Origin of the sequence: Amycolatopsis sp. NPDC052450, assembly GCF_044547565.1 — a bacterium.
GTDB lineage: Bacteria > Actinomycetota > Actinomycetes > Mycobacteriales > Pseudonocardiaceae > Amycolatopsis.
The window spans coordinates 58,152-84,605 of the sequence record NZ_JBIUAQ010000001.1 but is presented as its reverse complement, the minus strand read 5'-3'; the positions used below and the strand labels follow the sequence as shown (position 1 = coordinate 84,605).

The 26,454-nt window shown below is 69.3% G+C and carries 25 protein-coding genes and 1 tRNA gene; 11 read left to right on the top strand and 15 right to left on the bottom strand.

The genetic code is table 11. The annotated features are described in order from the left end of the window. Positions 1–46: 46 nt before the first annotated feature. Together ACIHAO_RS00425 and ACIHAO_RS00420 are read left to right on the top strand one after the other, a co-directional pair. Positions 47–2,032 carry a DUF2339 domain-containing protein gene (locus ACIHAO_RS00425; RefSeq protein ID WP_396554763.1) on the top strand — a complete coding sequence of 662 codons (1,986 nt, stop codon included), beginning with the start codon at positions 47–49 and terminating at the stop codon, positions 2,030–2,032. 43 nt (positions 2,033–2,075) lie between these two features. Then, positions 2,076–2,477 carry a TIGR03667 family PPOX class F420-dependent oxidoreductase gene (locus ACIHAO_RS00420; protein WP_396554065.1) on the top strand — a complete coding sequence of 134 codons (402 nt, stop codon included), beginning with the start codon at positions 2,076–2,078 and terminating at the stop codon, positions 2,475–2,477. Positions 2,478–2,486: 9 nt separating this feature from the next. Here the strand turns inward: ACIHAO_RS00420 and ACIHAO_RS00415 are convergent, their stop codons facing one another. Next, positions 2,487–3,038: a superoxide dismutase gene (locus tag ACIHAO_RS00415; RefSeq protein ID WP_396554064.1), complete on the bottom strand. Its 552-nt coding sequence runs from the start codon at positions 3,036–3,038 to the stop codon at positions 2,487–2,489. Positions 3,039–3,121: 83 nt separating this feature from the next. On the opposite strand from ACIHAO_RS00415, the gene ACIHAO_RS00410 reads away from it, so the two are divergent. Both ACIHAO_RS00410 and ACIHAO_RS00405 read left to right on the top strand, forming a co-directional pair. Continuing rightward, entirely contained in the window at positions 3,122–4,084 is a 963-nt protein-coding gene (locus ACIHAO_RS00410; protein WP_396554063.1) for a DMT family transporter, read from the top strand. Next, positions 4,029–4,493 carry a DUF6328 family protein gene (locus ACIHAO_RS00405; protein WP_396554062.1) on the top strand — a complete coding sequence of 155 codons (465 nt, stop codon included), beginning with the start codon at positions 4,029–4,031 and terminating at the stop codon, positions 4,491–4,493. The genes ACIHAO_RS00410 and ACIHAO_RS00405 overlap by 56 nt, the downstream gene beginning before the upstream one ends. On the opposite strand, the gene ACIHAO_RS00400 is transcribed toward ACIHAO_RS00405, so the two are convergent. Next, complete coding sequence (locus tag ACIHAO_RS00400; RefSeq protein WP_396554061.1) at positions 4,494–5,021, bottom strand: hypothetical protein; 528 nt, start codon at positions 5,019–5,021, stop codon at positions 4,494–4,496. Between the two features lie 77 nt (positions 5,022–5,098). Between ACIHAO_RS00400 and ACIHAO_RS00395 the strand changes: the two genes are divergently transcribed. Both ACIHAO_RS00395 and helR read left to right on the top strand, forming a co-directional pair. Next, positions 5,099–6,913 (top strand): LamG-like jellyroll fold domain-containing protein, encoded by a 1,815-nt coding sequence (locus tag ACIHAO_RS00395; protein WP_396554060.1) that lies wholly within the window; start codon positions 5,099–5,101, stop codon positions 6,911–6,913. 177 nt (positions 6,914–7,090) lie between these two features. Continuing rightward, positions 7,091–9,295, top strand: a complete 2,205-nt coding sequence (gene helR, locus ACIHAO_RS00390) for an RNA polymerase recycling motor ATPase HelR (protein WP_396554059.1) — start codon at positions 7,091–7,093, stop codon at positions 9,293–9,295. Positions 9,296–9,515: 220 nt separating this feature from the next. On the opposite strand, the gene ACIHAO_RS00385 is transcribed toward helR, so the two are convergent. The 8 genes from ACIHAO_RS00385 to ACIHAO_RS00350 form a co-directional block, all read right to left on the bottom strand. Further along, positions 9,516–10,010 (bottom strand): Lrp/AsnC family transcriptional regulator, encoded by a 495-nt coding sequence (locus tag ACIHAO_RS00385; RefSeq protein WP_396554058.1) that lies wholly within the window; start codon positions 10,008–10,010, stop codon positions 9,516–9,518. A 168-nt stretch (positions 10,011–10,178) separates the two neighbouring features. Continuing rightward, positions 10,179–11,522, bottom strand: a complete 1,344-nt coding sequence (lysA, locus tag ACIHAO_RS00380) for a diaminopimelate decarboxylase (protein ID WP_396554057.1) — start codon at positions 11,520–11,522, stop codon at positions 10,179–10,181. 142 nt (positions 11,523–11,664) lie between these two features. Next, on the bottom strand, positions 11,665–11,823 hold the full coding sequence (locus tag ACIHAO_RS00375; RefSeq protein ID WP_396554056.1) for a DUF6307 family protein: 159 nt from the start codon (positions 11,821–11,823) through the stop codon (positions 11,665–11,667). A 9-nt stretch (positions 11,824–11,832) separates the two neighbouring features. Beyond that, positions 11,833–12,015: an RGCVC family protein gene (locus ACIHAO_RS00370; RefSeq protein ID WP_396554055.1), complete on the bottom strand. Its 183-nt coding sequence runs from the start codon at positions 12,013–12,015 to the stop codon at positions 11,833–11,835. Beyond that, a complete protein-coding gene (locus ACIHAO_RS00365; RefSeq protein ID WP_396554054.1) occupies positions 12,012–13,037 on the bottom strand; it encodes a fatty acid desaturase family protein in 1,026 nt (341 codons plus the stop codon). The genes ACIHAO_RS00370 and ACIHAO_RS00365 overlap by 4 nt, the downstream gene beginning before the upstream one ends. 422 nt (positions 13,038–13,459) lie before the next feature. Continuing rightward, positions 13,460–14,380, bottom strand: coding sequence for a dihydrodipicolinate synthase family protein (locus ACIHAO_RS00360; protein ID WP_396554053.1), 921 nt, complete (start codon positions 14,378–14,380; stop codon positions 13,460–13,462). Between the two features lie 93 nt (positions 14,381–14,473). After that, a complete protein-coding gene (locus ACIHAO_RS00355; RefSeq protein ID WP_396554052.1) occupies positions 14,474–14,944 on the bottom strand; it encodes a heme-degrading domain-containing protein in 471 nt (156 codons plus the stop codon). 33 nt (positions 14,945–14,977) lie between these two features. Then, positions 14,978–16,207, bottom strand: a complete 1,230-nt coding sequence (locus ACIHAO_RS00350) for a M20 family metallopeptidase (RefSeq protein WP_396554051.1) — start codon at positions 16,205–16,207, stop codon at positions 14,978–14,980. 76 nt (positions 16,208–16,283) lie between these two features. On the opposite strand from ACIHAO_RS00350, the gene ACIHAO_RS00345 reads away from it, so the two are divergent. From ACIHAO_RS00345 to ACIHAO_RS00335, 3 genes are all read left to right on the top strand, one after another. After that, positions 16,284–16,766, top strand: coding sequence for a tRNA adenosine deaminase-associated protein (locus ACIHAO_RS00345; RefSeq protein WP_199746177.1), 483 nt, complete (start codon positions 16,284–16,286; stop codon positions 16,764–16,766). A 23-nt stretch (positions 16,767–16,789) separates the two neighbouring features. Next, positions 16,790–17,242, top strand: coding sequence for a nucleoside deaminase (locus tag ACIHAO_RS00340; protein ID WP_396554762.1), 453 nt, complete (start codon positions 16,790–16,792; stop codon positions 17,240–17,242). A gap of 84 nt (positions 17,243–17,326) precedes the next feature. Further along, positions 17,327–17,533: a CsbD family protein gene (locus ACIHAO_RS00335; protein WP_034314526.1), complete on the top strand. Its 207-nt coding sequence runs from the start codon at positions 17,327–17,329 to the stop codon at positions 17,531–17,533. A 46-nt stretch (positions 17,534–17,579) separates the two neighbouring features. Here the strand turns inward: ACIHAO_RS00335 and ACIHAO_RS00330 are convergent. Together ACIHAO_RS00330 and ACIHAO_RS00325 are read right to left on the bottom strand one after the other, a co-directional pair. After that, positions 17,580–17,667 (bottom strand) — tRNA-Ser (locus ACIHAO_RS00330). A gap of 42 nt (positions 17,668–17,709) precedes the next feature. Then, the gene (locus ACIHAO_RS00325; RefSeq protein WP_396554050.1) at positions 17,710–18,255 is read right to left on the bottom strand and encodes a DUF305 domain-containing protein; all 546 of its coding nucleotides are present in this window, start codon (positions 18,253–18,255) and stop codon (positions 17,710–17,712) included. Positions 18,256–18,349: 94 nt separating this feature from the next. Here ACIHAO_RS00325 and ACIHAO_RS00320 point away from each other — a divergent pair, with 94 nt between their 5' ends. Beyond that, positions 18,350–18,808 (top strand): limonene-1,2-epoxide hydrolase family protein, encoded by a 459-nt coding sequence (locus ACIHAO_RS00320; RefSeq protein WP_396554049.1) that lies wholly within the window; start codon positions 18,350–18,352, stop codon positions 18,806–18,808. 475 nt (positions 18,809–19,283) lie between these two features. On the opposite strand, the gene ACIHAO_RS00315 is transcribed toward ACIHAO_RS00320, so the two are convergent. Then, the gene (locus ACIHAO_RS00315; protein ID WP_396554048.1) at positions 19,284–20,612 is read right to left on the bottom strand and encodes a BNR-4 repeat-containing protein; all 1,329 of its coding nucleotides are present in this window, start codon (positions 20,610–20,612) and stop codon (positions 19,284–19,286) included. A 182-nt stretch (positions 20,613–20,794) separates the two neighbouring features. Here ACIHAO_RS00315 and ACIHAO_RS00310 point away from each other — a divergent pair, with 182 nt between their 5' ends. After that, positions 20,795–23,272 (top strand): endonuclease/exonuclease/phosphatase family protein, encoded by a 2,478-nt coding sequence (locus tag ACIHAO_RS00310; RefSeq protein ID WP_396554047.1) that lies wholly within the window; start codon positions 20,795–20,797, stop codon positions 23,270–23,272. Between the two features lie 64 nt (positions 23,273–23,336). Here the strand turns inward: ACIHAO_RS00310 and ACIHAO_RS00305 are convergent, their stop codons facing one another. Further along, on the bottom strand, positions 23,337–23,708 hold the full coding sequence (locus ACIHAO_RS00305) for a hypothetical protein (protein ID WP_125784929.1): 372 nt from the start codon (positions 23,706–23,708) through the stop codon (positions 23,337–23,339). Then, positions 23,701–26,442 (bottom strand): FtsK/SpoIIIE domain-containing protein, encoded by a 2,742-nt coding sequence (locus ACIHAO_RS00300; RefSeq protein ID WP_396554046.1) that lies wholly within the window; start codon positions 26,440–26,442, stop codon positions 23,701–23,703. The genes ACIHAO_RS00305 and ACIHAO_RS00300 overlap by 8 nt, the downstream gene beginning before the upstream one ends. Between the last annotated feature and the right edge of the window lie 12 nt (positions 26,443–26,454).

Sequence of the window (26,454 nt, the reverse complement as noted above, 5' to 3'; positions counted from 1 at the left end):
TCACGATTGAGTAGTGCTACGGATCCATCGGCGGGTCTCAGGCCGCATGCTGATCGCCATGACCACCGATGGGGATGTGCTCCTCAGGCTCGCCGGGGAGATCGACGACCTTGGGGCCCGCCTCGCGCGGGTCGGTACGGAGCTGCGGACCGTCCGATCAGGAGCGGAGCCGACGCCCGAAGAGGCGCCTGAGCAGGCTTCTCAAGAGCAGGCCGCGCAGCAGGCACCGCAAGCGGAGCAGCAGGCGCCCCCGGCCGAGCAGGCCCAGCAGCCGCCGGCCGAGCAGCCCCAGCCCCAGCCCCAGCCCCAGCAGCCGCCGCAGCCCCAGGTGCCGCAGCAGCCGTACCCCCACCCCCAGTACCAGCACCCGCAGTACGCCCACTACCAGCAGCAATACCAGCAGGCCCAGTACCAGCAGGCCCAGTACGCGCAGTGGCAGCAACAGCAGTACCGGCAGCAGCACGCGCCGCAGCAGCCCTACCGCCCGTATCAGCCGGTCCCGAAGGTCACGCTCGGCGAGAAGCTGAGCAAGGAAGGCGCCGGCAGCAGGCTGCTGGCCTGGATCGGTGGCGCGGTCACGCTGCTGGGTGTCGTGCTGTTCCTCGTGCTCGCGATCCAGCGTGGCTGGTTCGGCCCGTTGCCGCGGGTGCTCGGGGGCGCGGTGCTCGGCGCGGCGCTGGTCGGGATCGGGCTTCGCCTGCACCGCACGCCGGCGGGCCGTACGGGCGCGTTCGCGCTCGCCGCGACCGGGATCGGGGCGTTGTACCTCGACGCCATCGCCGCGACGACGATGTACGAGTACCTCCCGGCCTACGCCGGTCTCGCGATCGGGCTCCTGATCGCGGTCGGCGGGTTGCTGCTGGCCGTGCGGTGGAAGTCTTCGCTGCTCGCGACGGCCGTCGTACTCGGCTGTGTGGTCTGCGCGCCGATCATCACGCAGGGTTTCACCCCGCAGCTGGTCGCGTTCCTGCTGGTGGTCCAGGTCGCGTCGACGCCGGTGCAGTTGCGCCAGTCGTGGCCGTCGGTGGCGGTCGCGGCCGGGATCCCGCCGCTGGTCGCGTCGGTCTTCAGCACGGCGTTCACCGGTTTCGGTGGCAGCACGGCCAACACCGCCGCCGCGCTGGCCGCGGGTGGCGTCGCACTCGCGCTGGCCCTGATCGTCACGGCCAAGCGGCCGGGGGACGCCGCCGCGCTCGCCCTGCTGGCCGTCGCGCCGGCGCCGTCGTTGCTCGCCGCGTTGTTCCTGCCGAAGACCCCGGCCGTGCTGGTCACCGCGTCGGTGGCGCTGGTGCTGCTCGGGGTGTGGGCGGCCGGGCAGTGGCTCGACGGCTGGACGGGTGACCTCGCGGGCGCCGCCGGGTTGCTCGCGGCCCTGCAGACGACGATGACGCTGTTCGACGGCAGTGCCCGTTCGGCGATCCTCATCGGCGAAGGTGTTCTACTGGCGCTGGTCGCGCTGTGGACGAAGAAGCACGTGGCGCTCTTCGGCGGGCTGGGCTTCGCCGTCATCGGCGGCCTGATCGCGCTGGCCTTCGACGTCCCGCCGACGCTGTTCTTCCTGATCCGGAACCGGCCGGACGCCGACCTCGCCGCCTCGTTGCTGGTGGCCGTCGCGATCCTGGCGGTCTCGATCACGCTTCCGTGGGTCGCGCACCGGCTCGGGCTGTTCAAGGCCGCGTCGGAGAACGTGGTGCCTTGGCTCTTCGCCGGGGTCTGCGGGCTCTACGGCGCGGGCGCGATGGTGCTGTGCGGCGCGCTGCTGGCCGTCCCCGGCCGGTCGGGTTTCCTGGTCGGCCACGTGGTGATCACGGTGTCCTGGACGGTCGCCGCGCTGGTGCTGCTCATCCGCGGCATCTCCGCGGTCAGCCTGCGGGTGATCGGTTTTGTGCTGGTCGGGGCGGCGGTGCTGAAGCTGGTGCTGTTCGACCTCTCCGCGCTCGACGGTCTCGCCAGGGTCGCCGCGTTCCTCCTCGCCGGGCTGGTGTTGCTCGGCGCCGGGACGCGCTACGCGAAACTCGTCGCGTCCCGCTGAGCGGACGAGGAAGAAATGCCGGTGGGCCGTGGTTGGGTCGGGCATGAGCTATCGACCCGACCCGCGGCTCGCCGAGCGGGCGAAGGAGAACGTCGCCTGGCTGACCACGATCAGCCCGAAGGGACGCCCTTCGCCCCGCCCGGTGTGGTTCGTACTCGACGGTGACGACTTCATCGTCTTCAGTCAGCCGGACACGGCGAAGACCCGGCACATCGAGGCCAACCCCGAGGTCAGCCTCCACTTCAACAGCGACGAGCACGGCGGCTCGATCCTGGTGGTCGGAGGCAGGGCCGAGATCCTGCCGGACGGTGTCGCGTCGGAGCAGCCGGGCTTCCTCGAAAAGTACGAGAAGCACTACCCCGCGATCGACTACGACGTCCCGAAATTCGATCGGGAGTACCGCGTCCGGATCAGGATCCGGCCCGAACGCACCTGGGGGTTCTAGGAAACGCCGCTAGAAGCCGACGGTCACACAGGCCAGCCTGGCGCCCGCGGTCCCGGCGTGCCCCGGGTCGGTGTGCGTATGCGTTTCGTGGATCACGATGGAGTTCGCGCGCCGATCGGTGAACGTCCAGTCCACTTTGGACACGGCGGCGCCGCGGCCGGTGGCGTCGGTGGTGAGGTCGAGCCAGATCTCGTTGCGGGGGTTGGCGTAGGCCGGGTCCACCGACGGCTTCACCGGGTCTTCGACGTTCTGGTAGTGCGGGCCGGCGAGGTCGCCGGTGGCACCGCACGGCTTCGTGTGCGCGTGGGCGCCGTATTCGCGGTTGGGCAGCAGACCGGTGACGAGGACCGCGGTCGAGGTGCCGTGGGCCTTGGACGTCAACCCGAAGACGTGCGCGCGGGCGCCGGGCGGTACCAGTTCGGGTTTGTAGATCGTGAGGCCGCTCTTGGCGGTGATCACGTGGACGCGGGAGCCGGGGACGGCGGTGGCCGGTCCGGCGCCGGCGGTCAGGGCCAGTGCGGCCGCGGACAGGACAAGCGAGAGTGCGGGGACGGGGCGCATGCCCCTTGCCTAGTCCGCACGAATCGGACACGCCAGGGTGGTCACTCGGTCGGGCGATCATTCTCAAACTATGGGCAGGACACGTGAGCAGTAACCCTCCGGACCGCACTTGGCTGGTCGCGGTCGCCGCCGCTCTTTGGGGCACCGACGGGCTTCTGAGGCTTCCGCTCGCCGAGGCGCTCCCGGCGGCAACGGTCGTCTTCTGGGAGCACCTGCTCGTGGTGCTCGTGCTGAGCCCGTTGATCCCCGGCGCTTTCCGGGCGTTGCGCCGGTGCGGTCCGCGGGAATGGCTGGCCGTGCTCGCGATCGGCGGCGGCTCTTCCGCGCTGGCGACGGCGATGTTCACCGCGGCCTTCAAACTGGGCGATCCGGTGACGCCGTTGGTGCTGCAGAAGCTCCAGCCGGTGTTCGCCGTTCTGGCGGCATACTTCGTACTCCGTGAACGGGTCCGCCCGGGATACGCCTTCTTCGCGATCCCGGCGCTGCTGGGCGCTTGGCTGCTGGCGTTCAAGGATCCGCTGAACATCCAGCTCGCCGCGGCGAAGGCGGCGCTGCTGGCGATCGGCGCGGCCGCGTTGTGGGCGGCGGGCACGGTGCTCGGACGGCTGCTCTCCACCGAACTGGCGCCGAAGGAGGTCACCACCCTGCGGTTCACCGTCGGGCTCCCGGTCGCGGCGGGCATCGTGGCCTATCAGGGCGGCGAGTTCGCGGTCGGCTGGGACAACGCGCTCGGGCTCGCACTGCTCGCGCTGGTCCCCGGTCTGCTGGCGCTGAGCCTGTACTACGTCGGCCTGCGGTCGACGCCCGCGGCCAGGGCGACGTTGGCCGAGCTGGCGTTCCCGGTCACGGCCGCCGTGATCGGCGTATTGTGCTTGAACGCCGATTTGTCGGGTACTCAGTGGCTGGGCCTCGCCGTGGTGGTCGTGTCAGTGACGTCGCTCGGCTGGCACGAAAAGGTCAGGCGTCAACCGATGGTCCTGGAGCCGCTGAATGGTCGAGCACACCGGCGAGACGAAGAACGAACGCCTGACCCGCAACGTCAGTGAGCTCCTGCAGGAGCTGCGGGTCGCGCAGGCGGGCGTTCAGATCCTCTTCGGTTTCCTGCTCACGGTGGTGTTCACCGACGAGTTCCACGCGGCGAGCGGGTTCGAGAAAGCCGTCCACCTGACGGCGGTCCTGCTCACGGTCTCTTCGACGGTGCTGCTGACGGCGCCCGCCGCCTGGCATCGGCTGTTGTTCCGCACCGGCAACCGTGAGCGGATCCTCACCGTCGGCAACCGTTCCGTCCTCGTCGGGCTCGGCTGTCTCGCCGCCGCCATCACCACCACCGTCGCGCTCATCGCCAAGGTCGTCTACGGCCCGATCTCGATGACGATCTTCGGCGTGGTGTCGGCGGTGCTGTTCGTCGTCATGTGGTTCGTGGTGCCGAAGAAGATCGACCGCAACGGCGACTGATCACCGGCCGGTGCGCACCGGGGTGCTTTCGGGCAGGCCGAACGCGGCGGCGGACACGGACTTCGGGTCGTCCGGGCTCGCGCCGCCGAGCACCCGGCGGGCGCCGACCCACGAGAACATCTCCTTGACCGAAGGCGAGTAGCCGGCGCCGTCCTCGGCGACCCGCCGGTCGAGCACGCGGTATCCGCCGGGAGTGCGTTCCACGCGGTAAACCATGGGCTGCCGCCGGAATCCGCTGCGCGTGACGAGCCCGTCGCCCTCCTTCACGACCTCGTCGCAGCTCGCGACCAGGCCGATCTTGACCCGCTCGCCGTCCGGCCGGGTCTCGATCACCTTCTGCGTGCACACCCAGCGGATTCCCGCGTCCCGGGAACCGGCGAACGCGCGCAGATGCTCGTCGATTCCGGGCAGCGCCTCCCGCGCGACGGCGTCGTCCACCGCCGGCATCTCGTCCACGATCCACCAGGCCGCCGCGGTCACCACCACACCGACCCCGGCGAGCACGGGCCAGCGTTTGACGTTCCCCATGTGACGAAGCTACCGAGCGGGGCAAGTGTTCACCCGCGGTTCGGGACGCGTTGCCTCCGCGACCGTAGGTTGCGGCCGTGAACGACTCCTCCAGACGGACCTTCCTGCGCGGCGCGGGCCTGCTCGGCGCCGGTGCGGCGGTGTCCGCGTTGCCGGCACTCGGCGCCCCCGCGGCTTCGGCGACCTTCGGCCACCACGGCCCGGACGCCGAAGACGGCCGCTTCACCCTCGCGGTCCTGCCCGACACCCAGTACCTCTTCGACGCCGACCGCGGCGATCCCGCGCCGTTGGACGCCACGCTGCGGTACGTCACCGGCGGCGACGAGAACATCGTCTTCCTGGCGCATCTCGGCGACCTCACCGAGAACGGGCAGCCGGGCGAGTTCGACCAGATCAGCCGGTCGTTCCAGCACCTGGACCGGCGCCGGTTCCCGTACAGCACGCTGGCGGGCAACCACGACATCAAGTCCTCGACCGACGACCAGCGTGGCCGCACGCCGTATCTGGACGCGTTCGGCCCGCGGCGGCAACGGGGTTCGCGGACCTTCCGCGGCGCGAGCCCGGACGGCTACAACAGCCACCACGTCTTCCGTGCGGGTGGACGTGAGTGGCTGCTGCTCGCGCTCGACTGGCGGCCGTCGGCCGGCGGGCTGGAGTGGGCGCGGTCGGTGCTCGCGCGGAACCCGCGGCTTCCGGCCATTCTGACCATCCATGAATTGGTATGGGCCGACGAGGCCGGACAGGCTCAGTTCTCGGAGTTCGGGCAGAAGGTCTGGGACGAGCTGATCGCCGGCAACGACCAGATCTTCCTGACCCTCAACGGGCACTTCTGGCCGCCGGGGCGCGCGGTGAAGCGCAACAACGCGGGCAACGACGTCCATCTGCACATCACCAACTACCAGGACCGCTACTACGGCGGCAGCGCGATGATCCGGCTCTACCGGTTCGACCTGCCGCGGAACGTGATCGACGTCCGCACCTTCTCGCCGTGGCTGGCGGATCAGGCGCCGCGGCTGAACGAACTGCAACGGCGGGAGATCGACCGCACCGGCCCGGCGGACTACTTCAGCCTGGAGGTCGACTTCGAGTCGAGGTTCGCCGATTTCGCGCCGGTCCCGGTCCCGCCCGCGCGGCCCGCCGATCGCCAGCTGATCCGCGGGACCGTGGCATATTGGCGGTTCGAAGGCCGTGACGGCGCGCCCGTAGACGGTGTCCGTGACCTTTCCGGCCGGGGCAACGACCTGGTCCGGGTGACTCTGCCCGGCAGCGCCCCCGAGGCGCTGCGGTTCTCCGGTGAATTCTCCGGGCGGCAGCCATCGAGGTCCAGCCTTCGCTTCGACGGCGGTAAGAAGCCGGCTCGCGGCGGGTATCTGCGCACGGCGGACTCCGCGCCGATGAACGCGGAGACGTTCGCCCGCGGCTACACCGTCGAAGCATTCGTGAAACTGCCCGCGGATTTCAAGGACGGCAAGCATTCCTGGGCGGCGATCTTCGGCAGACAGGGTTCCGGCGGCAAGGCGGGCAAAACCGGTGACGACCCCGGCGAGCCGTCGGCCACACTGTCCCTTTCGGACGGTGCGGCGTTCCAGTGGGCGGTGTTCCCGGTGAACCAGAACGGGATTTCGACCTGCTGGAGCCACGAACTGGCGTTGCGGGAGTGGATTCACGTCGCGGCCGTCAACGACGGAAGGCGGACGACGCTCTACGTCGACGGCTGCCCGGTGCTGCGGAATCCGAAGACGCCTGCCGCGGGGATCGCGAACCCCGGCGGCTCGTGGCTGATCGGCGCCTACGCCTACGACTCGATCGTCGAGCAGGCGTTCCACGGCTGGCTCGGCGACGTCCGTGTGGTGGGAAGGGCGCTGGACCCGCGCGAGTTCATGCTCGGCTGAGTGCTCCGGATGGTGCGCGGTAATGGCGGATCTTCGTCCCCATTATCGCGCACTCTCGTTTCCGGTGGAATACCGGGTCCCTCTTGACAAGCGGTGGACAATAGAAAATCGGCGCCCGATCAAGAATGCTGATCGATACGCCGAATGTGTTGTCAGTCTAACCGCTGTGAGGGGAACTTGTCAAATCAGGGGTACGACGAGGAATTGCGGTCCGAACGGAAGTATGTCGCGTCGCTCTACGGACGGCTGGACACCGAACGCGCACGGGTGAAGGAGGCGTATGCCGGTGCGCTGCGGGGAGAAGGCTTCGCGCTTTCCGACCGCGAGGTGTCCGTCGGCGCCAAGGCGAGCGAGATGGCCAGGCTGAAGATCGCCGACGAGGGCCTTTGTTTCGGCCGTTTGGACGCCCTTTCGGGAGAACGGCGGTATGTCGGCCGGATCGGCCTTTTCGACGAGGAGAACGACTACGAACCGTTGGTGCTGGACTGGCGGGCGCCGGCGTCGCGCGCGTTTTACTGCGCGACGGGCGCGTCGCCGGAAGGAATGTCACGGCGCCGTCAATTCCGCACCCTCGGGCGTGACGTCCTCGACTTCACCGACGAGGTCTTCGGCCGTCCGGAATCGGCGGGCGAACGGGGTGACGTCGCGCTGCTGGCCGCGGTCAACGCGCCGCGCGGCGAGGGGATGCGGGACATCGTCGCGACGATCCAGGCCGAGCAGGACGAGATCATCCGGCTGGACCACGCCGGCGTCGTCGTCGTGGAGGGCGGCCCCGGCACCGGGAAGACGGCGGTGGCGCTGCACCGGGTGGCGTACCTGCTGTACACGAAACGGGAGCGCATGGAACGCCGCGGCGTGCTCGTGGTCGGGCCCAGCAGTGGCTTCCTCGACCACATCGGCCGGGTCCTGCCGTCGCTCGGCGAGACCAGCGTCGTCTTCGCGACGCCTGGTGACCTCGTCGCCGGTCTGCGCACCGAACGCGAGGATCCGCCGCCGGTGCAGCGGCTGAAGGGCTCGCTGGCGATCCTGGACGTGCTTTCGGCGGCGGTGGCGGACCGGCAGGAACTCCCGGCCGAGGCCGAGCCGATCGCACTCGACGACGTCACCGTGCCGGTGGACGCCGAGGTCGCGGCCGCCGCGCGTGCGGTGGCCAGGGAAAGCGGCCTGTTGCACAACGAGGCTCGGCCGGTCTTCGATCGGGAGGTGATCGCCGCGCTCGCCACCCGCGCGGTCGACCGGCTCGGCGCGGGCTGGCTACCGCGGGACGACGAGCACACGCGCCCGGAGCTGCTGAAGAACGCCCGGCGCGACCTGGAAGCCAGCGAGGAGCTCCGCGCGGTGCTCGACCGCCTCTGGCCGGTGCTGACGCCGCAGCGGCTGCTCGCCGACCTCTACGCCTCGCCGGAGCGGTTGCGGGCGGCAGGGGCCGATCCGGCGCTGTTCCGCGAGGACGCCGGCGCGTGGACGGTGTCCGACGTGCCGCTGCTGGACGAAGCCGTCGAACTGCTCGGCACGGACCGCGCCGCCGAACGCCGGGCGGCGGAACGGGAGCGGCTGGCCCGGAAGGAATACGCCGAGCGGGTGCTGGAGATCGTCGAGGTCGAGGACGATCACGACGACTACGAATTCGCGCTCCGGCCGACGGACGTGCTGATGGCGGAGGAGCTGGCGGACCGGTTCGCCGAACGCGACGAACGGGATCTGGCCGAACGCGCCGCCGCGGACCGGGAATGGACCTATGGCCACGTCGTGGTCGACGAGGCGCAGGAACTGTCCGAAATGGACTGGCGCGTGCTGATGCGGCGCTGCCCCAGCCGGTCGTTCACCGTCGTCGGGGATCTCGCGCAGCGGCGGTCGCCGTCCGGCGCGCGATCGTGGGACGCGATGCTGTCCCGGTACGTCGCCGACCGATGGGTGTACCGGAAACTGACCGTCAACTACCGGACGCCGTCGGAGATCATGGCGGTGGCGGCCTCACTGCTGGCGAGTTTCGCGCCGGACGCCGTGCCGCCGGACTCGGTGCGTTCGTGCGGCGTGTGGCCGTGGGCGCGCCGACTGTCCGAAATGGACATCGAGGAGGCGGTCGCCGGGTTCACCCGCGAGGAATCGGCGCGTGAGGGGACTTCGGTCGTGATCGGGCCGCCGGACGTGCCGGGCGCGATCCCGCCGTCCGCCACCAAGGGGCTGGAGTACGACGCGGTCCTGGTGGTGGAGCCGGAGCGGATCCTCGCGGACGGCCCAAGCGGCGAGGCGGAACTGTACGTCGCGCTGACGCGGGCGACGCAGCGGCTCGGGGTCTTGTACAGCGGGGCGCTGCCCGCCGTACTGCGCGGGCTCGACACGCGGCGGCGGACGCCGGACGCGTACCTGCGCTGTGTCTAGCCCCTGCGCGAGTGCGATGAAAGGCCCCTTCCTTGCGAAATTCGCAAGGAAGGGGCCTTTCATTGCGGCTTCGGGCCTCGATTCGGGTGCCCGCGAGCCCGTGGTCGGGGCGGGCCAGGTGCCCCCAATGTGGCATTGGAGACGCTCAGCGTCCCCAATGCCACATTGGGAGCACAGGTCAAGCGACCGGCCCGCCGGTCGGATGCGCGGCGGCCCTGGCCTACTTGGTCAGGTTTCCCCAGGCGTATGTCTGTTTTGCCAGTTTCAGGTAGACCAGTGTTTCGGTGCTGACGACACCCGGGATGGGCCGGATGTCGTCGTTCAGCACACTCAAGAGGTGTTCGTCGTCCCGGCAGGCGACCTCGGCGAGCAGGTCGTAGCCTCCCGCGGTCAGCACGACGTAATGGACGTCCGGCAATCCGGAGAGCTGGTCGGAGACCGCCCGCGGATCGCCTTGGACCTTGATCCCGACCATCGCCTGACGGCCGAGCCCGACGTTCGCTGGATCCGTGACCGCGACGATCTGCATCGTCTCGTCCCGCAGCAGCCGCTGGACGCGCTGCCGCACGGCACCCTCCGACAGTCCGACGGCCTTGGCCAAGGCCGTGAACGAGGCCCGCCCGTCGACTTGCAGTAGAGCGATCAGAGTGCGATCGGTATTGTCCAAACCTCTAGGTGTGCGCTGCTCCATCTGCGCGCGTGGTTCGTCACCCATGCCGTCCCTCCCTTTGTTTCGGCATGCGATTCTTGTCGCGCAGCGTATCGATCAATGTCCAGAATGCTACCGCCGTTAAGTTGTTTGTCGCGATTCTCTTTCCCCGCGCCTTCGTGCCGAGGATTCTGTCGCGCGACAGGCGGGGTGTCGAGGTTTTCGGACGGCGAGTCAGCCCAGGTCGCGTTTCAGCAGGTCTTCCTCGGTTTCCCGGCGTACGAGCAGGGTCGCGGTACCGCGGGAGACACCGACCACCGGGGGCCTGCCGACGAGGTTGTAATTCGACGCGAGCGAGTGGTGATAGGCGCCGGTGCACGGAACGGCGAGCAGATCGCCGGGGTGGACGTCGTCGGGGAGCGAGAGCCCGTCGGCGAGGACGTCACCCGATTCGCAGTGCCGTCCGACCACCGTCATCGGCCGCCGCGCGGCCCGGCTGCGCCTGCCGATCAGGCGCGCGGTGTACGCCGCCCCGTAGAGCGCGGGCCGCGCGTTGTCGCTCATCCCGCCGTCGACGGCGACGAAGGTGCGCGAACCGCGTTTCACCGCGCAGACCCGGTACACGGTGATCCCCGCCGGGCCGACGATCGCGCGGCCCGGTTCGATCGTCAGTTTCGGCTGCGGGAAACCGTGCGAAGCGCATTCGTAAGCGAGCGCGACACGCAGGCGGCGCACATAGCCGTCGATGTCGAAACCCGTGTCGCCGGGCAGATAACGCACGGCGTGCCCGCCGCCGAGATCCAGCTCGCGCAGGGTGACGCCGTGGGTTTCGCGGAGCGCGACCAGCACCCCGATCATCTTGCGGGCGGCCAGTTCGTAGAAATCGACCCGGGACACCTGCGAACCGATGTGGCAGTGCAGACCGGCCAGGCGGAGCCCGGGTTGTGCGAGCACCGCGGAGACGGCGCGGCCGAGGTTGTCGCGGACCTCCTCGCGCAGCGAGAAGCCGAACTTCTGGCCTTCGGTGCCGGTGGTGATCGCCGCGTGCGTGCCCGCCGCGACGTCGGGTGTCACGCGGATCAGCACCTGCTGCGCGCCGGTGGCCAGCGCGCCGAGCTGCTCGATCTCGTCGAGCGAGTCCACCACGATCCGGCGGACGCCGTAGGACAGCGCCGCCTTGAGGTCTTCGGGGGTTTTCGCGTTGCCGTGCAGCAGGATCCGCTCGGCGGGGAAGCCCGCCGACCGTGCCACCGCGATCTCGCCCGCCGAGCAGGTGTCCAGGGAAAGTCCTTCTTCGGCGACCCAGCGCAGGACGGCGCGAATGCACAGCGCCTTGCTCGCGTACGCCACCTCGGCGTCCGGCAGCGCCCGGCGGTACGCGCGGGCGTTCTGGCGGACCTCGTCCTCATCGAGCAGGTACGCCGGTGTCCCGAACCTCGCGGCGAGGTGGGACACCGGCGCGCCGGCGAACAGCAGTTCCCCGCCGTCCCCGAGCCGGGTGCTCCGTGGCCAGACCCCGGGTTCGAGGTGGTCGGCGGCCTCGCAGCCGAGGCTGGGCAGGAGCTCGCTGAGCGTCACGGTTACCTCCGCGTCGATCGGTCAGTGCCTCATCAGCACAACTCCGATCGACCCGGCCCGGCCGCTCCGGCAACGTCTCCCTGACGCGTTCCGGGGGCTCGCTGACGCGATGTTTACGCGCGAGTAACCCGGGCCACAGCGATCAGCGGACGGGCTCCGGAACGGTGTCCAGCGCCCGCACCATGTGCACGGCCAAGGCGAACGCGGCCTCGTTGCCGAGGTCGGTGTGTTCGGCGACGATCTTCTTCACGGTGTCGACCCGCATCTCGTAGCGGGAGACGGGGACGGTATCGGCGTTCATGGTGATCCTCTATTCGGTTGTTTCGGGTTTCGTGGCACAGGTGCAGCCGCGGCTGAACCCGCCGGCCGCGGTCGCGGTGCAGAAGCGCCGGGCGATCGCGTCGTGCGCGGTCAGGGGATGCGGGCAGCTCGGGCAGCGGTCGTCGGCGGCGGGTTCGGCCACCTCGCCGAGGGAGCGGATGGAGGAGGTCATCGCGCGGCCACCGGTTGAGCACGCAACGGCGCCCCCACTTCGTGCAGATGCCGGAGCACGTAGCCGTACGAGGCCGCCCAGCCGCACTGGGCGTAGTCGATGCCGTGCTTCGCGCAGAACTCCCGCACGATCACCTGCGCGTGCTTGAGGTTCGGCCGCGCCATACTCGGGAAGAGGTGGTGCTCGATCTGGTAGTTGAGCCCGCCGAGCGCGAAGTCGACGACCGGTCCGCCGCGCACGTTGCGTGAGGTGAGCACCTGCTTGCGCAGGAAGTCGAGCGTGTGCCCGGCCGACAGCGTCGGCATGCCCTTGTGGTTCGGGGCGAACGAGCAGCCCATGTACACCCCCCAAAGGCACTGGTGCACGGCGATGAAGGCGAAGCCGACACCGGGCGAGAGGACCACGAACACCGCTGTCAGGTACGCGGCGATGTGGGCGAGCATCAGCGCCGATTCGAGCTTCCGCCGTTTGAAGCCGCGCTGGAAGATCGCCGTGATGCTCGAGACGTGCAGGTTCAGGCCTTCCAGCAGCAGCAGCGGGAAGAACAGGAACGCCTGGTATTTCGCCATCCAGCGCAGGAAACCACGTCGTCCGGCGCCCTGGCCCTTGGTGAAGACGAGCGCGGCGAGGTTGACGTCCGGGTCCTCGTCCTCGTGGTTGGGATTGGCGTGGTGGCGGGTGTGCGTGCCGATCCACCAGCCGTAGCTGAGCCCGGTCAGTCCGCCGTGGACGAAACCGGTGACGTCGTTCGCCTTGCGGCCGCGGAAGATCTGCTTGTGCCCCGCGTCGTGGCCGATGAAGGACAGTTGCGTGAACATCATCGCGAAGAACGCGGCGAGGAACAGTTGCCACCAGGAGTCCCCGAGATGCGCGAACGCGACCCAGCCGCCCGCGAAAGCGAGCAGGTTCAAGGCGATCTTCACCGCGTAGTACTTGCGCCGCCGATCGAGGAGCCCGGCGTCTTTGACCAATTTGGACAGTTCAGCGAAGTCGCTGCCCTGCCTCGTCTGTGTGGAGGTCATGGAAGAGTCACACCGTTCTGGTTCGTGAAAGTGGACAATCCAGCAACGGGTTTCAGAACACCGAAAGGGTCTGGTTCGGCCGAGAAAAGGCACTGGTACCACAACACGCCACGGTCGCTCCGCGGTCTTCCCCCAGCGTCCCACGACGGCGGAGCGGAAGCAATTCACCAGAACAGCACGATCCGGCGTACAGTCGAAGACATCGAGGGAAATTTCCCCCGAGACAGGAGCACCGGCCAGACACATCGTTCTTCGCGCTCATGGTCCCGCCGGCTTTGTCCGGTGAGCAGCCGCCCGCCGCGCTACAGCGCGCCCCGAGGCGCCCATCAGGGCCACGCCGCGATCGTCGATGGCCACGACCTCTGACCTGTCGCCGTGCCCGCACCCGCCCTTGGCAGGTGCGGGCACGGTCCGGAAAACCGCTAGCGAAGGCCCCACTTCTCAAGCAGCCCGGCGACTTCGCCGCGTTCGCCGTCGGTCAGCGCACGGCTCGGCGGCCGGACATCGGGGCGGCACAAACCGAGCTGTGCCAACGCTTCCTTCACCACGCTCACGTTGTTGGCGTTGCCGTCCGCGGCGCGCAGTTCCTCGAACGGCCGGACGCGTTCCCAGCAGGCCATCGCGCCGCGGAAGTCACCGTCCCGGAGTGCGCGGAACATCTCCAGCGAGATCGACGGCGCGACGTTCACCAGCCCCGACGTGAACCCGGTCGCGCCGACGGCGAAGTAGCCCGGCGCCGAGAGCTCCGCCAGTCCGGCGATCCACCCGAAGCGATCGATCCCCGCGTCCCGTGCCACCGAAGCGAACCGAACCGGATCCGGCACGGCGTACTTCACCCCGATGACGTTCTCCGCCGCGTCGGCGAGCCCGGCGAGCTGCCGGCCTTCGATCTTCGGATCACGCACGTACGGCACGACGCCCAGTTCCGGGACCGCGGTCGCGATGGCGCGGTGGTACTCGACCCAGCCTTCCGCCGAGACGTACGGATGCACCGGCTGATGGATCATGATCAGCTCCGCGCCCGCCTCGCGCGCGTGCCGTGCCGCCCCGATCGCCGTCCGGACGTCGTGCCCGACACCGACGACCACACTCGCCCGCCCCGCCGCGGCCCGGACCGCCAGTTCGAGGCAGAGCCGCGTCTCGGCCTCGTCCAGCGCGTAGAACTCACCGGTGTTCCCGTTCGGCGTCACGATGTCGACACCGCCGGTGATCAGCCGGTCCACCAGGTTCACGTAGGACTCCGGAGCCACGGCGCCGCCGGCGTCGAACGGGGTCACCGGGATGGCCACGACCCCGGACAGCCGTCGCTTCAGCTCGTCGAGACGGGAGGAGGTCACTGGCATGCCCTATCTGATATATGATGTGACGCCTCAGTCTAACAGGCTCGAAGCCGTCCACAGGTGGACAACCTGTGGACAACTCCGTGGAAAGTCTGCTTAGGACAGTGTGGCGAGGAAGGTTTCCAGCTGCTCGACGACGAACGCGTGATCGTCGGCCTGGTGCAGTCCCGAGACGCCGACGGTGCCGACCGGTCCCACGCCCTCGACGAGCACCGGGAACACGCCGCCGTGCGCCGCGTACAGGTCCGGGTCGAGGCGGGAATCGGCTTCGAACGTCGTGCCCTTCGCGCGGAACCGTTCGCCGACGAGGAACGAGCTGTGCCCGTACCGGTCGACGACACGGCTCTTGCGGTCGATCCACGCGTCGTTGTCGGCCGAGGTCCCCGGCAGGGCCGCGTGGAACAGCCGCTGGCCGCCGCGGCGCACGGAGACCGTCACGGGGAGGGCGCGGTCCCGTGCCGCCGCGAGGAGGTGGGCGCCCAGCTTCAGCGCGGTCTCGTTGTCGAACCGGCGGAAGACCAGGCGCTCCTCCTGTGCGGCAAGGACGGCCAAGATGTCATCGCTCATGACGCCTATTAAATCAACACTGTTGTGTAAAGGCTACCGAAGCGCGTCCAGCGCGAAGGCGGCGTACATCGCGACGCCGTTGGCCATCGCGTCCTCGTCGAAGACCACGCGGTTCGAGTGGTTCGCCTCCGCCTCGTCCGGGTCGACGCCCGCCGGGCGGGCGCCGAGGAACGCGAACGCGCCCGGAACCCGCTGCAGGACGTAGGAGAAGTCTTCCGCGCCCATCACCGGGTTCTCCATGACCTCGGTGTTGGCCGCCCCGAGCACTTCGGCCGCCAACTCCAGCACGCGCTCCGCGACCAGCGGATCGTTCACCGTGACCGGGTAACCGGCGACGACTTCGGCGCTCACACGGACACCGTGCGCGGCGCCGACCGCTTCACAGACCTTCGGCAGTTCCTCGCGCACGTATGCCTGCGTTCGGTCGGACAGCGTGCGGATCGTGCCCTCCAGGAACGCCGTCTCCGGGATGATGTTCGTCGTCGTCCCGGCCTCGATCCGGGTGACCGAGACCACCGCGGGCTCGAACACGCTCACCTTGCGGGTCACCATCGTCTGCAGCGCGCTCACCATCGCGGCCGCGGCGGGCACCGGGTCGATCGCCTGATGCGGCGCCGAGCCGTGCCCGCCCCTGCCGGTGACCTTCACGTGGAAGCTGTTCGCCGACGCCATGATCGGGCCGGGCCGCGTCTGCACGACCCCGGACGCGGCCGAGGTGAAGATGTGCAGGCCGAAGGCCTTCTCGACGCGCTCGCCCGCGGCTTCGAGCACGCCTTCGTGGATCATGTGGCGCGCGCCGTGCTCGCCTTCCTCGCCGGGCTGGAACATGAACACCACCGACCCGGCCAGCTCGTCGGCGTGCTCACTGAGCAGCCGCGCGGCCGACGCCAGCATCGCGACGTGGGTGTCGTGCCCGCAGGCGTGCATCGCGCCGTCTTCCTCGGAGGTGAAGTCGACGCCGGTGTCCTCCTGCAGCGGCAACGCGTCCATGTCGCCGCGGAGCAGGATCGCCGGACCCGGCTTCCCGCCGCGGAGGACGGCGGTCAGCGAGGTGGTGGACTTGCCCTCGGTGATCTCCAGCGGGAGGCCTTCGAGGGCGGCCTTGATCGAGGCCTGGGTTTTCGGCAGGTGGAGGCCGATCTCCGGATTCCGGTGGATCTCCCGGCGGAGCTCTACGGTTTTCGTCTGGAGCGCGCGGGCTTCCTCCAGCAATCCGGCGAAGCGCGCATCGGGGAGGGTGGGCAGGTCGGTCGGTCCGGTCATGTCTCGATAGTGGCGCATGCGGCGCTTCGGGCGCACCGTGCGTGCGTTCCGAAAGCGGGCGGAATACGGTGTGCGCATGGCGGTGCAAGAGCCGATCACGGGGTTCGCGGTGGCCGTGGTGCGGGAGGACGGTCGATGGCGGTGCAGCTCCCTTGATCCCGGGGCCCTGGCCGAACTCGACGCTGCGATCACTGAGCTCGGAAAACTTCGTTCGACCGGGGCCGCCTTCGGGCTGCTCGCGGTCGACGACGAGTTCTTCGTGATCGTCCGGCCGAGTCCGAGAGGGCCGTCGCTGCTGCTGTCCGACGCCGCCGCGGCGCTCGACTACGACATCGCCGCCGACGTCCTCGACGTGCTGAGAGTCGACCCGCCGGACGAGGACGACGACGCGGTCTGGCCGGAAGGCGATCTGGAGATCCTGTCCGATCTCGGACTGCCGGGGGCCGAACTCCAGGTGATCGTCGGCGAGGTCGACCTCTATCCGGACGAACAACTCCAGATGGTCGCGCAGCGGTGCGGATTCGCCCCCGAGTTCACCAAGATCCTGGACGAGATCTGAGCCCCGCCGCCTCCGCCGCCGACATCGCCGCCGTCCGGGCGGCGATCGGCGCGGCGCGAGGTGCGGGCGACGACGTGCCGATCGGCGCCGTCGTCCTCTCCCCGGACGGGACACCGCTCGCCTCGGCGCGCAACGCCCGCGAAGAACTGGGCGACCCGACGGCGCACGCGGAGATCCTCGCGCTGCGGGCCGCGTCCAAGCTCTACGGCGACGGCTGGCGGCTCGAAGGCTGCACGCTCGCCGTGACACTGGAGCCGTGCACGATGTGCGCCGGCGCCCTCGTGATGGCCCGGGTCGCGAAGGTCGTCTTCGGCGCCTGGGAGCCCAAGACGGGGGCCGTGGGGTCGCTGTGGGACGTCGTCCGCGATCGGCGGCTCAGCCACCGCGCGGAAGTCGTCGGCGGCGTCCTGGAGGCCGAATGCGCGGCCCTGCTCGAAGACTTCTTCCACGGGCAACGGGGTAACCGCACCGGGTGACAGATGTGTCGGATCCGCCGGCCCGGGTAACCCTGAGGCAGGCGGCCGCAAACGGCGGCCGCAGTCGAAGGAGGAACACCCGCCATGAGCGTTTTCGACAAGGCGAAGGACAAGGCCGAGCAGGCCATCGGCGCCGCCAAGGAGAAGCTCGGCGAGAAGACCGACAACCAGGACCTCGCGAACTCGGGCCGGGCCGACCAGACCGAAGGCCAGGTCAAGGAGACCGGGCACGACCTGCGCGACCGCGCCGAGGGTGGCGTGCAGGACCTCAAGGACAAGTTCAACAAGTAGTCCGGACGCAGAAGAGCCGGTCTCCGTGGAGACCGGCTCTTCGCTGCGGTGGCGGTGGGATTTGAACCCACGGACGGGTATTAACCGTCACACGATTTCGAGTCGTGCTCCTTCGGCCGCTCGGACACGCCACCGCCGAGAACAATACCGGAGGGCCTTCCGGGGCCTTCAGGGGGTCAAGAAAGCTGCGCGGTGATCTCGTTGATCGCCGCAGTCTGGTTCTCGACGATCTCCTGCGCGAGCGCCTTGGTCTCGGCGTGCTGTCCCGACGACAGCACGGTTTTGGCCATCTCGACGCCGTTGCGCAGGTGCTCGGCCATCAGCGGGAGCCAAGTCCTGTCGAACTCGGCGCCCGTCAGGTTCTGCAGCGAGGCGACCTGCCCGGCGGTGATCATCCCCGGCATCGTGTGCCCGGCGTGACCCGCCGCGGGCAGCACGGCCGCGTTCCACGACTGCAGCCAGCCGGTCATCGTCTGGACCTCGGCCGACTCGGCCTTGACGATCTTGGCCGCGGTCGCCTTCACGTACTCGGAAGCGGACCGTTCCGCGGCCAGGTTCCCGACCTGGATCGACTGCTGGTGATGCGGCACCATCTGCTGCGAGAAGGTGATGTCGGCCTGGTTGGCGCCCGGTGTCGCCGGTGCCGCGCCCGTGGCCGTCGAGCAGCCCGCGAGCACCCACACGACCAGCCCGAACAGTGCCATCGGCAGTCGCCGTCGCATCGATACCTCCGTAGTCAGGGGAAACCGGCCCCTCTCCTCCTGTGATACGGCTGTGACCTTCCGGTGGTTCAAAATCGGATTAGCCTTGGCGGACATGACGGATCCGAAGACCGTGGTGACCGGTTTCCTTCAGGCCCTCGAAGAGCTCGACATCGACCGCGCGCTGGGCTTCGTCGCGATCGACATCGTCTACCAGAACGTCCCGCTGCCGCCTGCCCGCGGCCTTTCGGCGGTGGAGAAGCAGTTGCGCACCATGGCCCGCTACGGCAGCGGGTTCGAGGCGCGCACCCACCACATCGCCGCGGACGGCCCGATCGTGCTCACCGAGCGCACCGACGTCCTGCGCCGCGGTGCGTGGGAGGCCGAGTTCTGGGTGTGCGGCACGTTCGAGGTGCGCGACGGCCGGATCGTGCTGTGGCGCGACTACTTCGACTGGACGACCTTCCTGGCCGCCAGCGCGAAGGGCGCGGGCAAGGCGGCGGTCGCCGGGGCGAAGTCGCTGATCGGGAAGTACAAGAGCAGGCAGGAACTCGCGAGCGGCAAGGACGGCTGAAGCGGGCCGAAAGTCAAAAGTGTCGTGTCAGATGGTCGGTCCGTGAAGGCCTCCTTGAGGGACCCAGAGTCCCTCAAGGAGGCCTTCATGGACCACAAGGACCGGTGAGCTTTTCCGACACGGTCAAGCACTCACGAGGCCGAAATGACGCACCGCCGGTGTACGGGCTCCGTCCTCCCCCGACGGGTCCCGTGCACCGGCGGTGCGCCCCCAGTTCCCCCTGCTCACCCTCCCCGGTGAGCGTTCCGGCGGATTTCGCGCGAGCCGCCGCGCTTCCGGTCGCGAAGATCGACGATCAGGGCGAAGGCCGGCAGTGATCCGGCGACCATGCCTGCGATGAGCAATCCCATCCGACACCCCCTCGGGTCTCGTGAGCCGGAGAATGTGTCCTCGCTCACGTGATCCAAGGTAGCGCCGGAAATGGCCGGGTGTACCCGGACTTGAGGTTCATTTAAGGCAGGGAAACCCCAATGGGCTATTTGTGCGGGGTTCCCGCGACATAAACGTCACCGTCGGCCACGGAGACGTCACGCGCACTGGACGCGCCGGTCGCCAGAATGCGCGCGGGGTCCCGGAAACCGGTGATCATTTCCACGCGCTGGACCGGTTTCGGTGTGGTGATCACGGTTTCCGGCTTCCAGACGCGGCCGTTCTCGAGCAGGAACGTTTCGATGTCCGGCTTTCCATCGCGGGTGGCGTAAACGCGCCAAGTGCCGCCATTGAGCTGTTCGATCTCGCGCAAACGGAGCCCGTTCGCGACTTCGCGCACTTCCCACTCGCGGCCGTTCCACGCGCCCGCGAAATCGCGCGGCGAACCCGCGGCGTCGAACTGGAACCACGTGACGAACGGTTTGCCGTCGCGTTGGGTGCCGACCTGCAGGATGTAATCCGGCGACTTGAGCCCGCCGGGGAGTTCGAGCGGGGTTTCCACGACCTTGAGGTAACGCTCCTGCTCGGCGTCGTCGACCTGCGTGCCGAGGTCGCGGCCCGCCGCGGAGAAGAAGCGCAGGGTGCGGACGTCGAAGGACAGGTAGTGGACGTTGCGGTGGTAGACGTCGTGTTTGTGCTGTGCCGGCCCGCCGCCAGCGAGGGTGTAGACGAACTGGATCCGCCCGGCGGACGGCAGGTACCGCAGCTGCCCGACGTAGACCTCGTCCATGTGGTCGGCCCTGCCCAGGGAGCCGAACGCCCACTGCTTTCCGGTCAGCTGCACGGAGTTCTTCCACGTCCGCCCGTTGTCGCGGGAGACGAGGTACTTCATCGGCCGGAAGTCCGTGTTCGCGCCCGGCGTGACCTGATTGGTCGTCTCGCGATAGAACAGGAACAGCGTGCCGTCGGTGGTCTTGACCGGCATCGGATAGCTCGCCGCGTCACCCTCGGGGACCTCGGTGTCCGTCCAGGTGCCCTCGAGGGAATGGGCGCGCGGCGCGCGGCTGATCACCGTCCGCGTGTTGTGCATGCCGCGGAAGATCAGCAGGTGCCCGTCGCCCGCCAGCAGCATCGTCGGGTAGTTGTGCGGATCGGATTCGCCGTCGGCGATCTTCTTCGGCGCGGTCCAGGCGCCGGTCCGGTGGTCGTAGGCCTGGACGTAGGTGTCCGCGGCCTTGCCGGACCACGAGATGAACGTCTTGCGCGCGACCGGGTCGAAGATCCCGCCCGCGTTCGGCCGCCGGTCGGTGCGGGACGCGACCGTGCTCGCCGGGGTCATCACCTCGAACGCGGTCTTCTCCGGCGGCTTGGCGGCCGCCTGGGGGACCGGGGTCACGAGACCCGCCGCGATGAGCACGCAAAGCAGTCTGCGCATGAGGACGCCTCCTGGTGTGACAGGCGGCGGAAGCCGATCATCTCACGCGAAACCGGCACTGGGAACTACGAAAGTGTGGGTCCGAACGGACTAGCGGTGACGAATCGTTGTCTTGCCGTCTTCCTCATTTCACTTGTCCGGGGGAGTATTCCTCGACCGATCTTGCGAAAAGGGGACTCAGCGTGACCATATCCCGACGTGCCGCCCGGAGCAGGGCCCTGACCGTGGCCGTCGCCTCCGGGCTGGTCGTGAGCGGTGTATCCGCTCCGGCCGCGCTCGCCGCGCCCAGCGCCGACGCCGTGATCGCCGAGGTCTACGGCGGTGGCGGCAACTCGGGCGCCACGCTGACCAACGACTTCGTCGAACTCGCCAACCGCGGCACGGCCGCCGTGAGCCTCGACGGCTTCAGCGTCCAGTACGCGCCCGCGTCGGGGAGCAGCTGGCAGGTCACGCCGCTGACCGGCGGCGTCGCGCCGGGCGCGCGGTACCTCGTGGCGCAGGCGAAGGGCGCGGGCGGCACCGTCGCGCTGCCGACGCCGGACGCCACCGGGTCGCTGACCCTGTCCGCGACCGCCGGCACCATCGCGCTCGTCCAGGGCACCACGGCACTGACCTGCAAAACGGCCGCCGACTGCGCGGCCGACACCCGGATCAAGGACCTGGTCGGTTTCGGCCCGGCAGCCACCATCCGTGAGGGCGCCGCGGCGCCCGCGCCGTCCAACACCGCGTCCGTTGCCAGGGGGACGGCACTCGCGGACACCGACGACAACGCCGCCGACTTCACCTCCGGCGCGCCCACGCCGACCAACGGCAAGGGTGAGACGCCGGGCGAGACCGGTCCGCCGCCGGTGACCGCCAAGATCCACGAAATCCAGGGCACCACCCGGATCTCGCCGTTCAAGGACCGCAAGGTCGCCGGGGTCACCGGGGTGGTGACCGCGATCCGGAGCTTCGGTTCGGCCCGCGGGTTCTGGCTCACCGACACCGCCCCCGACGCCGACCCGCGCACCAGCGAGGGCTTGTTCGTCTTCACCGGCTCGACCACCCCCGCCGTGGCCGTCGGCGACGCGGTGACCGCCGCCGGCACCGTCCGCGAGTTCTACCCGGACGCGCCCGCGACCTCGCCGTACCAGTCACTCACCGAACTGACGAGTGCACAGTGGACGGTCGATTCGAGCGGGAACGCCTTGCCCGCGGCGACCGTCGTCACGCCGGACACGGTCCCGGACACCGTCGCCCCCGCGCCCGGCGGCAGCATCGAGCCGTTGCCGCTGGAGCCGGCGAAGTACTCGCTGGACTTCTGGGAGACGCACGAGAGCGAGATCGTCAGCGTCTCCGACGCGCGCGTCGTCGGCCCGACGTCGTCGTTCAACGAGCTTTACGTGACCACCAAACCGAAGCAGAACCCGAGCGTCCGCGGCGGCGCGGTGTACCTGGACTACGACCGGCTCAACACCGGCGTGCTCAAGGTCGCGTCGCTGATCCCGTTCGCCGAACAGCCGTTCCCGAAGGTCAACACCGGCGACGTGCTCACCGGTGAGACCTCCGGCCCGGTCGAGTACAGCAACTTCGGCGGCTACACGCTGTTCGCGACGAAGCTCGGTGCCGCCAAGGACAACGGGTTGCAGCGCGAAAGCACCCGCGCCCAGCGCGGTGGCGAGCTTTCGGTGGCCACCTACAACGTCGAGAACCTGTCCGCTTTGGACGGTGCGGAGAAGTTCGGCGACCTGGCCAAGGCGATCGCCACCAACCTGGCGAAGCCGGACATCCTGAACCTGGAAGAGATCCAGGACAACAACGGGCCGACGAACGACGGCACCGTCGCCGCCGACCAGACGTTGCGGAAGTTCGTCGACGCGATCGTCGCCGCCGGTGGACCGCGCTACGAGTGGCGCCAGATCGACCCGGTGAACGGCAAGGACGGCGGCCAGCCGGGTGGCAACATCCGCGTCGGCTTCCTGTTCAACCCGGCCCGCGTGTCCTTTGTGGACCGCAAGGGCGGCGACGCGACCACCCCGGTCGACGTGGTCAAGGAACGCGGCAAGACCCACCTGACCGTCTCGCCCGGCCGCGTCGACCCGGGCAACGAAGCATGGGAGGCCAGCCGCAAACCCCTCGCCGGCGAGTTCGTCTTCCAGGGCCGCACCGTGTTCGTCATCGCGAACCACTTCAACTCCAAGGGCGGCGACCAGCCGACGCACGGCCGCAACCAGCCGCCGGTCCGGAGTTCCGAGGTGCAGCGCGTCAAGCAGGCGACCGTGCTCCGCGGTTTCGTCGACAAGCTGCTCGCGTCGGACAAGAACGCGAACATCGTGGTCGCCGGTGACATCAACGACTACCCGTTCTCGCCCGCGGTGCGGACGCTGACCGCCGGTGGCGCCCTGAAGGACGTCATCGCTTCGCTGCCCGAGAACGAGCGATACAGCTACGTCTTCGAGGGCCAGTCGCAGGTGCTGGACCACATCCTGGCGTCGAGGGCGCCGCGCGGGCTCGACTACGACGTCGTCCACCTGAACGCGGAGTTCGCGAAGCAGGCCAGCGACCACGACCCGCAGGTGCTGCGATTCCGGCCGAGCGCCGGCAACCCGGTCCTGGACGCGTTCCACGACCTGGCGGACTACTTGGAGCGCGTCTTCGGCCCTTACCTGCCGAAGCCCTGATCCGCCCGCAATCAGTCACCTACTTGCTTCGGTGTATCTCGCAAGTAGGTGACTGATTGCGTGGTCAGGAGCGTTTCGCGCGCCAGCCCAGGGAAAGCACGGCCTGCACTAGTTCCTGGTAGCTCGGCTTGACCTCTTCCAGGTACTTCTCCAGGTAGCTGGGCCGCGCGTTCGGGACCGGCCTCGGGTCCTCGTCGTCGGGCAGCCACGAGAGGCCTTCGACGTTGTGCTGCGCCATTTTCCACCAGCGGGTGCATCGGTCGACGGCGCGCTGCTCGCGTTCGGCGGCGTCCGCGACGGCCTGCTGTGCCTCGGCGAGCCGGGCCTCCAGTTCGTCCGCGCGGCCGATCTCCCAGTTGCGGAGGTTTTCCGCCGATGTGCGCGCGCGGCCGACGATCTCCTTGTACCGCATGGCCGCGGTGATGCCGTCATCCATCGAGAAGCCCATCCGGACGCTGGAACGGGATGATCACCTCAGGGGCGCCGTGGGTGGTGCGGTCGAAGAACAGCGCCCGGCCTGCCCGCGGCGACCAGTGCACGACCTGCCCCGCGGCGAACGGCGACAGGTCGTTGCCCTGGACGTCCAGTGCCGCCCAGGTGCCGATGTCGTCGGTGCCAGCGAAACCGAGGGTGTCCTTCAGCCGGGCGACGCTGCGCCACCAGCCGATGGTGTGGACGCCGTGCGTCGGGCCCTGCTTCAGCAGCACCCGCAGCTGATCCAAACCGCTCTTGAGCTGACCGGGCGCCTTCGCCTCCAGCGCGGGGATCGAGGCGTCGACGCCGTACAGCAGCAGCACCTGCGCTTTGTCCAAAGAGGACAGATTCTCCGCGATATCGATTACCCGGGCGGGCAAATCGTCGACCAGGGTCGCCTCGTGTCCCTCCGCGCGCAGTCGCTCGGCCAGTTCGGCCACCGCTGGGACGGAGGCTTCGATGGGGCACGAGAGCACGAACTCCACCGACTCGTTGTGATACTGGCGGGCAAGCGACCGAGCGGCGGAGTCCATGATGGACAGTGCCTCCGCGGTGGCCGCGCCGAGGACGGCGACGTTCCGGCCCGGCGCTTTCGGCAGGTCGACCCCGCAGGCGGCCTCGTCGACGTCGATGGACTGGCCGAGCAGTGCGCGCGGTTTGTCCGTCGGCTTCAGCTCGGTGAACGCCGGAAACTGTTCCAGCACCGGGGAATGCGCGCCGTCGAACAGCCGAGGCCGCTTGAACGACTCCGAGTACTGTTCCCAAAGCCGTTGCTGCAGCTTGTTGAAGACGTCCTTGCTGCTCGCGTCCGGCACGTGGGCGAGCTGGTTCCCGTGTGCCACACCGGAATCGTGGTTGATCACCGCATGCCACTTCGGTGCCGAGACCGCCGCGTTGTTGGTCTCGGACAGCACGCGCCGCGCCTTCGGCATCGCGATCCGCAGCGTGCACTGCTCGAACACCGCCGGTTTGCCCCAGAATGCCTCGATCCCGGCGACGTCCTGGCTCGCGAGCACCAGGTGGATGCCCTGGGACCGGCCTCGCCGCGCGATGTCCTCCAGCAGCTGGGTCGCGGTCGCCGTCACGCCGTCGCGGCCGGCGAACAGGTACTGGAATTCGTCGATGACCGCGACGATCCGCGGCCAGTGCCCGCCGGGGTCCTGTTCGCGCAGGTCCGCGAGGTTGGTGACCTCGTGCAGTTTCGCCGCGGCGGACCGGCGGCGCAGCTCGTCGGCGAGGAACCGCAGCAGCGCCAGGCCGAACTCGCGGTCGGTGTTGACGTTGACCCCGATGAGTTTGGCGTGCGGCAGCCAGCTGGCGTCCCGCCGCCCCGGGGCGAGCCCGGCGAACGACACGCCTTCCTTGAAGTCCAGCAGATACAGCGCGAGTTCGTCCGGCGAGTACCGGGCCGCGAGACTGCCGAGCAGGGAGTACAGGAAGTTCGTCTTCCCCGAACCGCTCGGCCCGCCGATGAGGACGTGCGGGCTGGCGTCACCGATGACGACCTCCACCGGCTCGCCCTCGAAGAACCCGACGGGCGCCCGGAGTTCCCGCGCCGAACTCTCCTTGCCCAGTTCGGTGGGCAGCAGGTCGGCGAACGCGCGAGGCCCGCCCTGTTTGGCGATCAGCGCCTCGGCGATCCGCCCGGCGGCCCGGATGACCTGCCCGGACGGCATCGGCGGGTCGAGGTCGACGATGAGGTCGGGGCCGGTCATGCTGCTCGTCGCGTGCCGGTCGTCGTGCAGGCTCAGCGATTCGACCGACGTCGACAGCATGGTCGGCACGTCGATCAGGATCAGGCAGATCCCGGCCGCGAGCGCCCCGGTGGCGACGCGTTTCAGTTCGCGGGCGCGCTCCGGTTCGAGGGTCTCGCCGTTGCCGTAGAGCACGGCGACGCGGAACGGTTCGACGCGCTGGCCGCTCGCCCGCCGGATCTCCCGCAGCGACGTGTGCCCCGCCTGCATCCCGGTCGCGTGGATGCGGCGGATGTGCCCGGCCAGCTCGTCGAGGAGGTCTTCGAGCCGCCCGGGGTCGTACAGGGTGAGCGCGCTCGTGCGGCTCAGCGGATACAGGTCGGGCAGGATCGCGGTCAGCTGCCCGACGTCCCACAGGTGGACGCGCACCGCGCCGGGTTCGAACGTGCTCAGGATCCGCATCAGCAGGTTCTGCACGATGCCGTCCACCGCGGCCCGGGTCTTCGGTGCCGACGTGATGGACAGATGCGACTCGTCGAGCAGCGGCAGCGCGACGTCGAACGTGCGCGGGACGTCCCGGCCCGGCACGGTCGCCGAACCGATGCGCCACAGCCCCGGCGCGGTGATGCCGGGATTCCCGCCGACGCGGCCGAGCCAGTTGCCGGGCTCCCGGCTCGCGGGGCCCGGCGCGTTGTTCGCGACGAGTTCGCGCAGCTCGTTCGGGCCCGCTTCCCAGTCCGCGTAGAACTGGCCGCGCACGTTGCCGAGCAGGCCGAACACCTCGTTCGCGGCGGGGTGCCGCGACCATTCGGTGTACTGCTCCGCGGTGGAGTTGTTCATCCCCACCCGGACGATGTGCTGTTCCAGTCGCAGTTTGGCCAGTTCCGCTTCGGCGGACTGGCGGGCGCCGGCGGCGGCGCCGAGGACGAGCCCGATCTGGTGCCGGACCCGCTCCAGCGCCGTAACGACGCGATTGCGCTGTTCACTCGCTTTGCTGCCCATACCGGCTCGCCG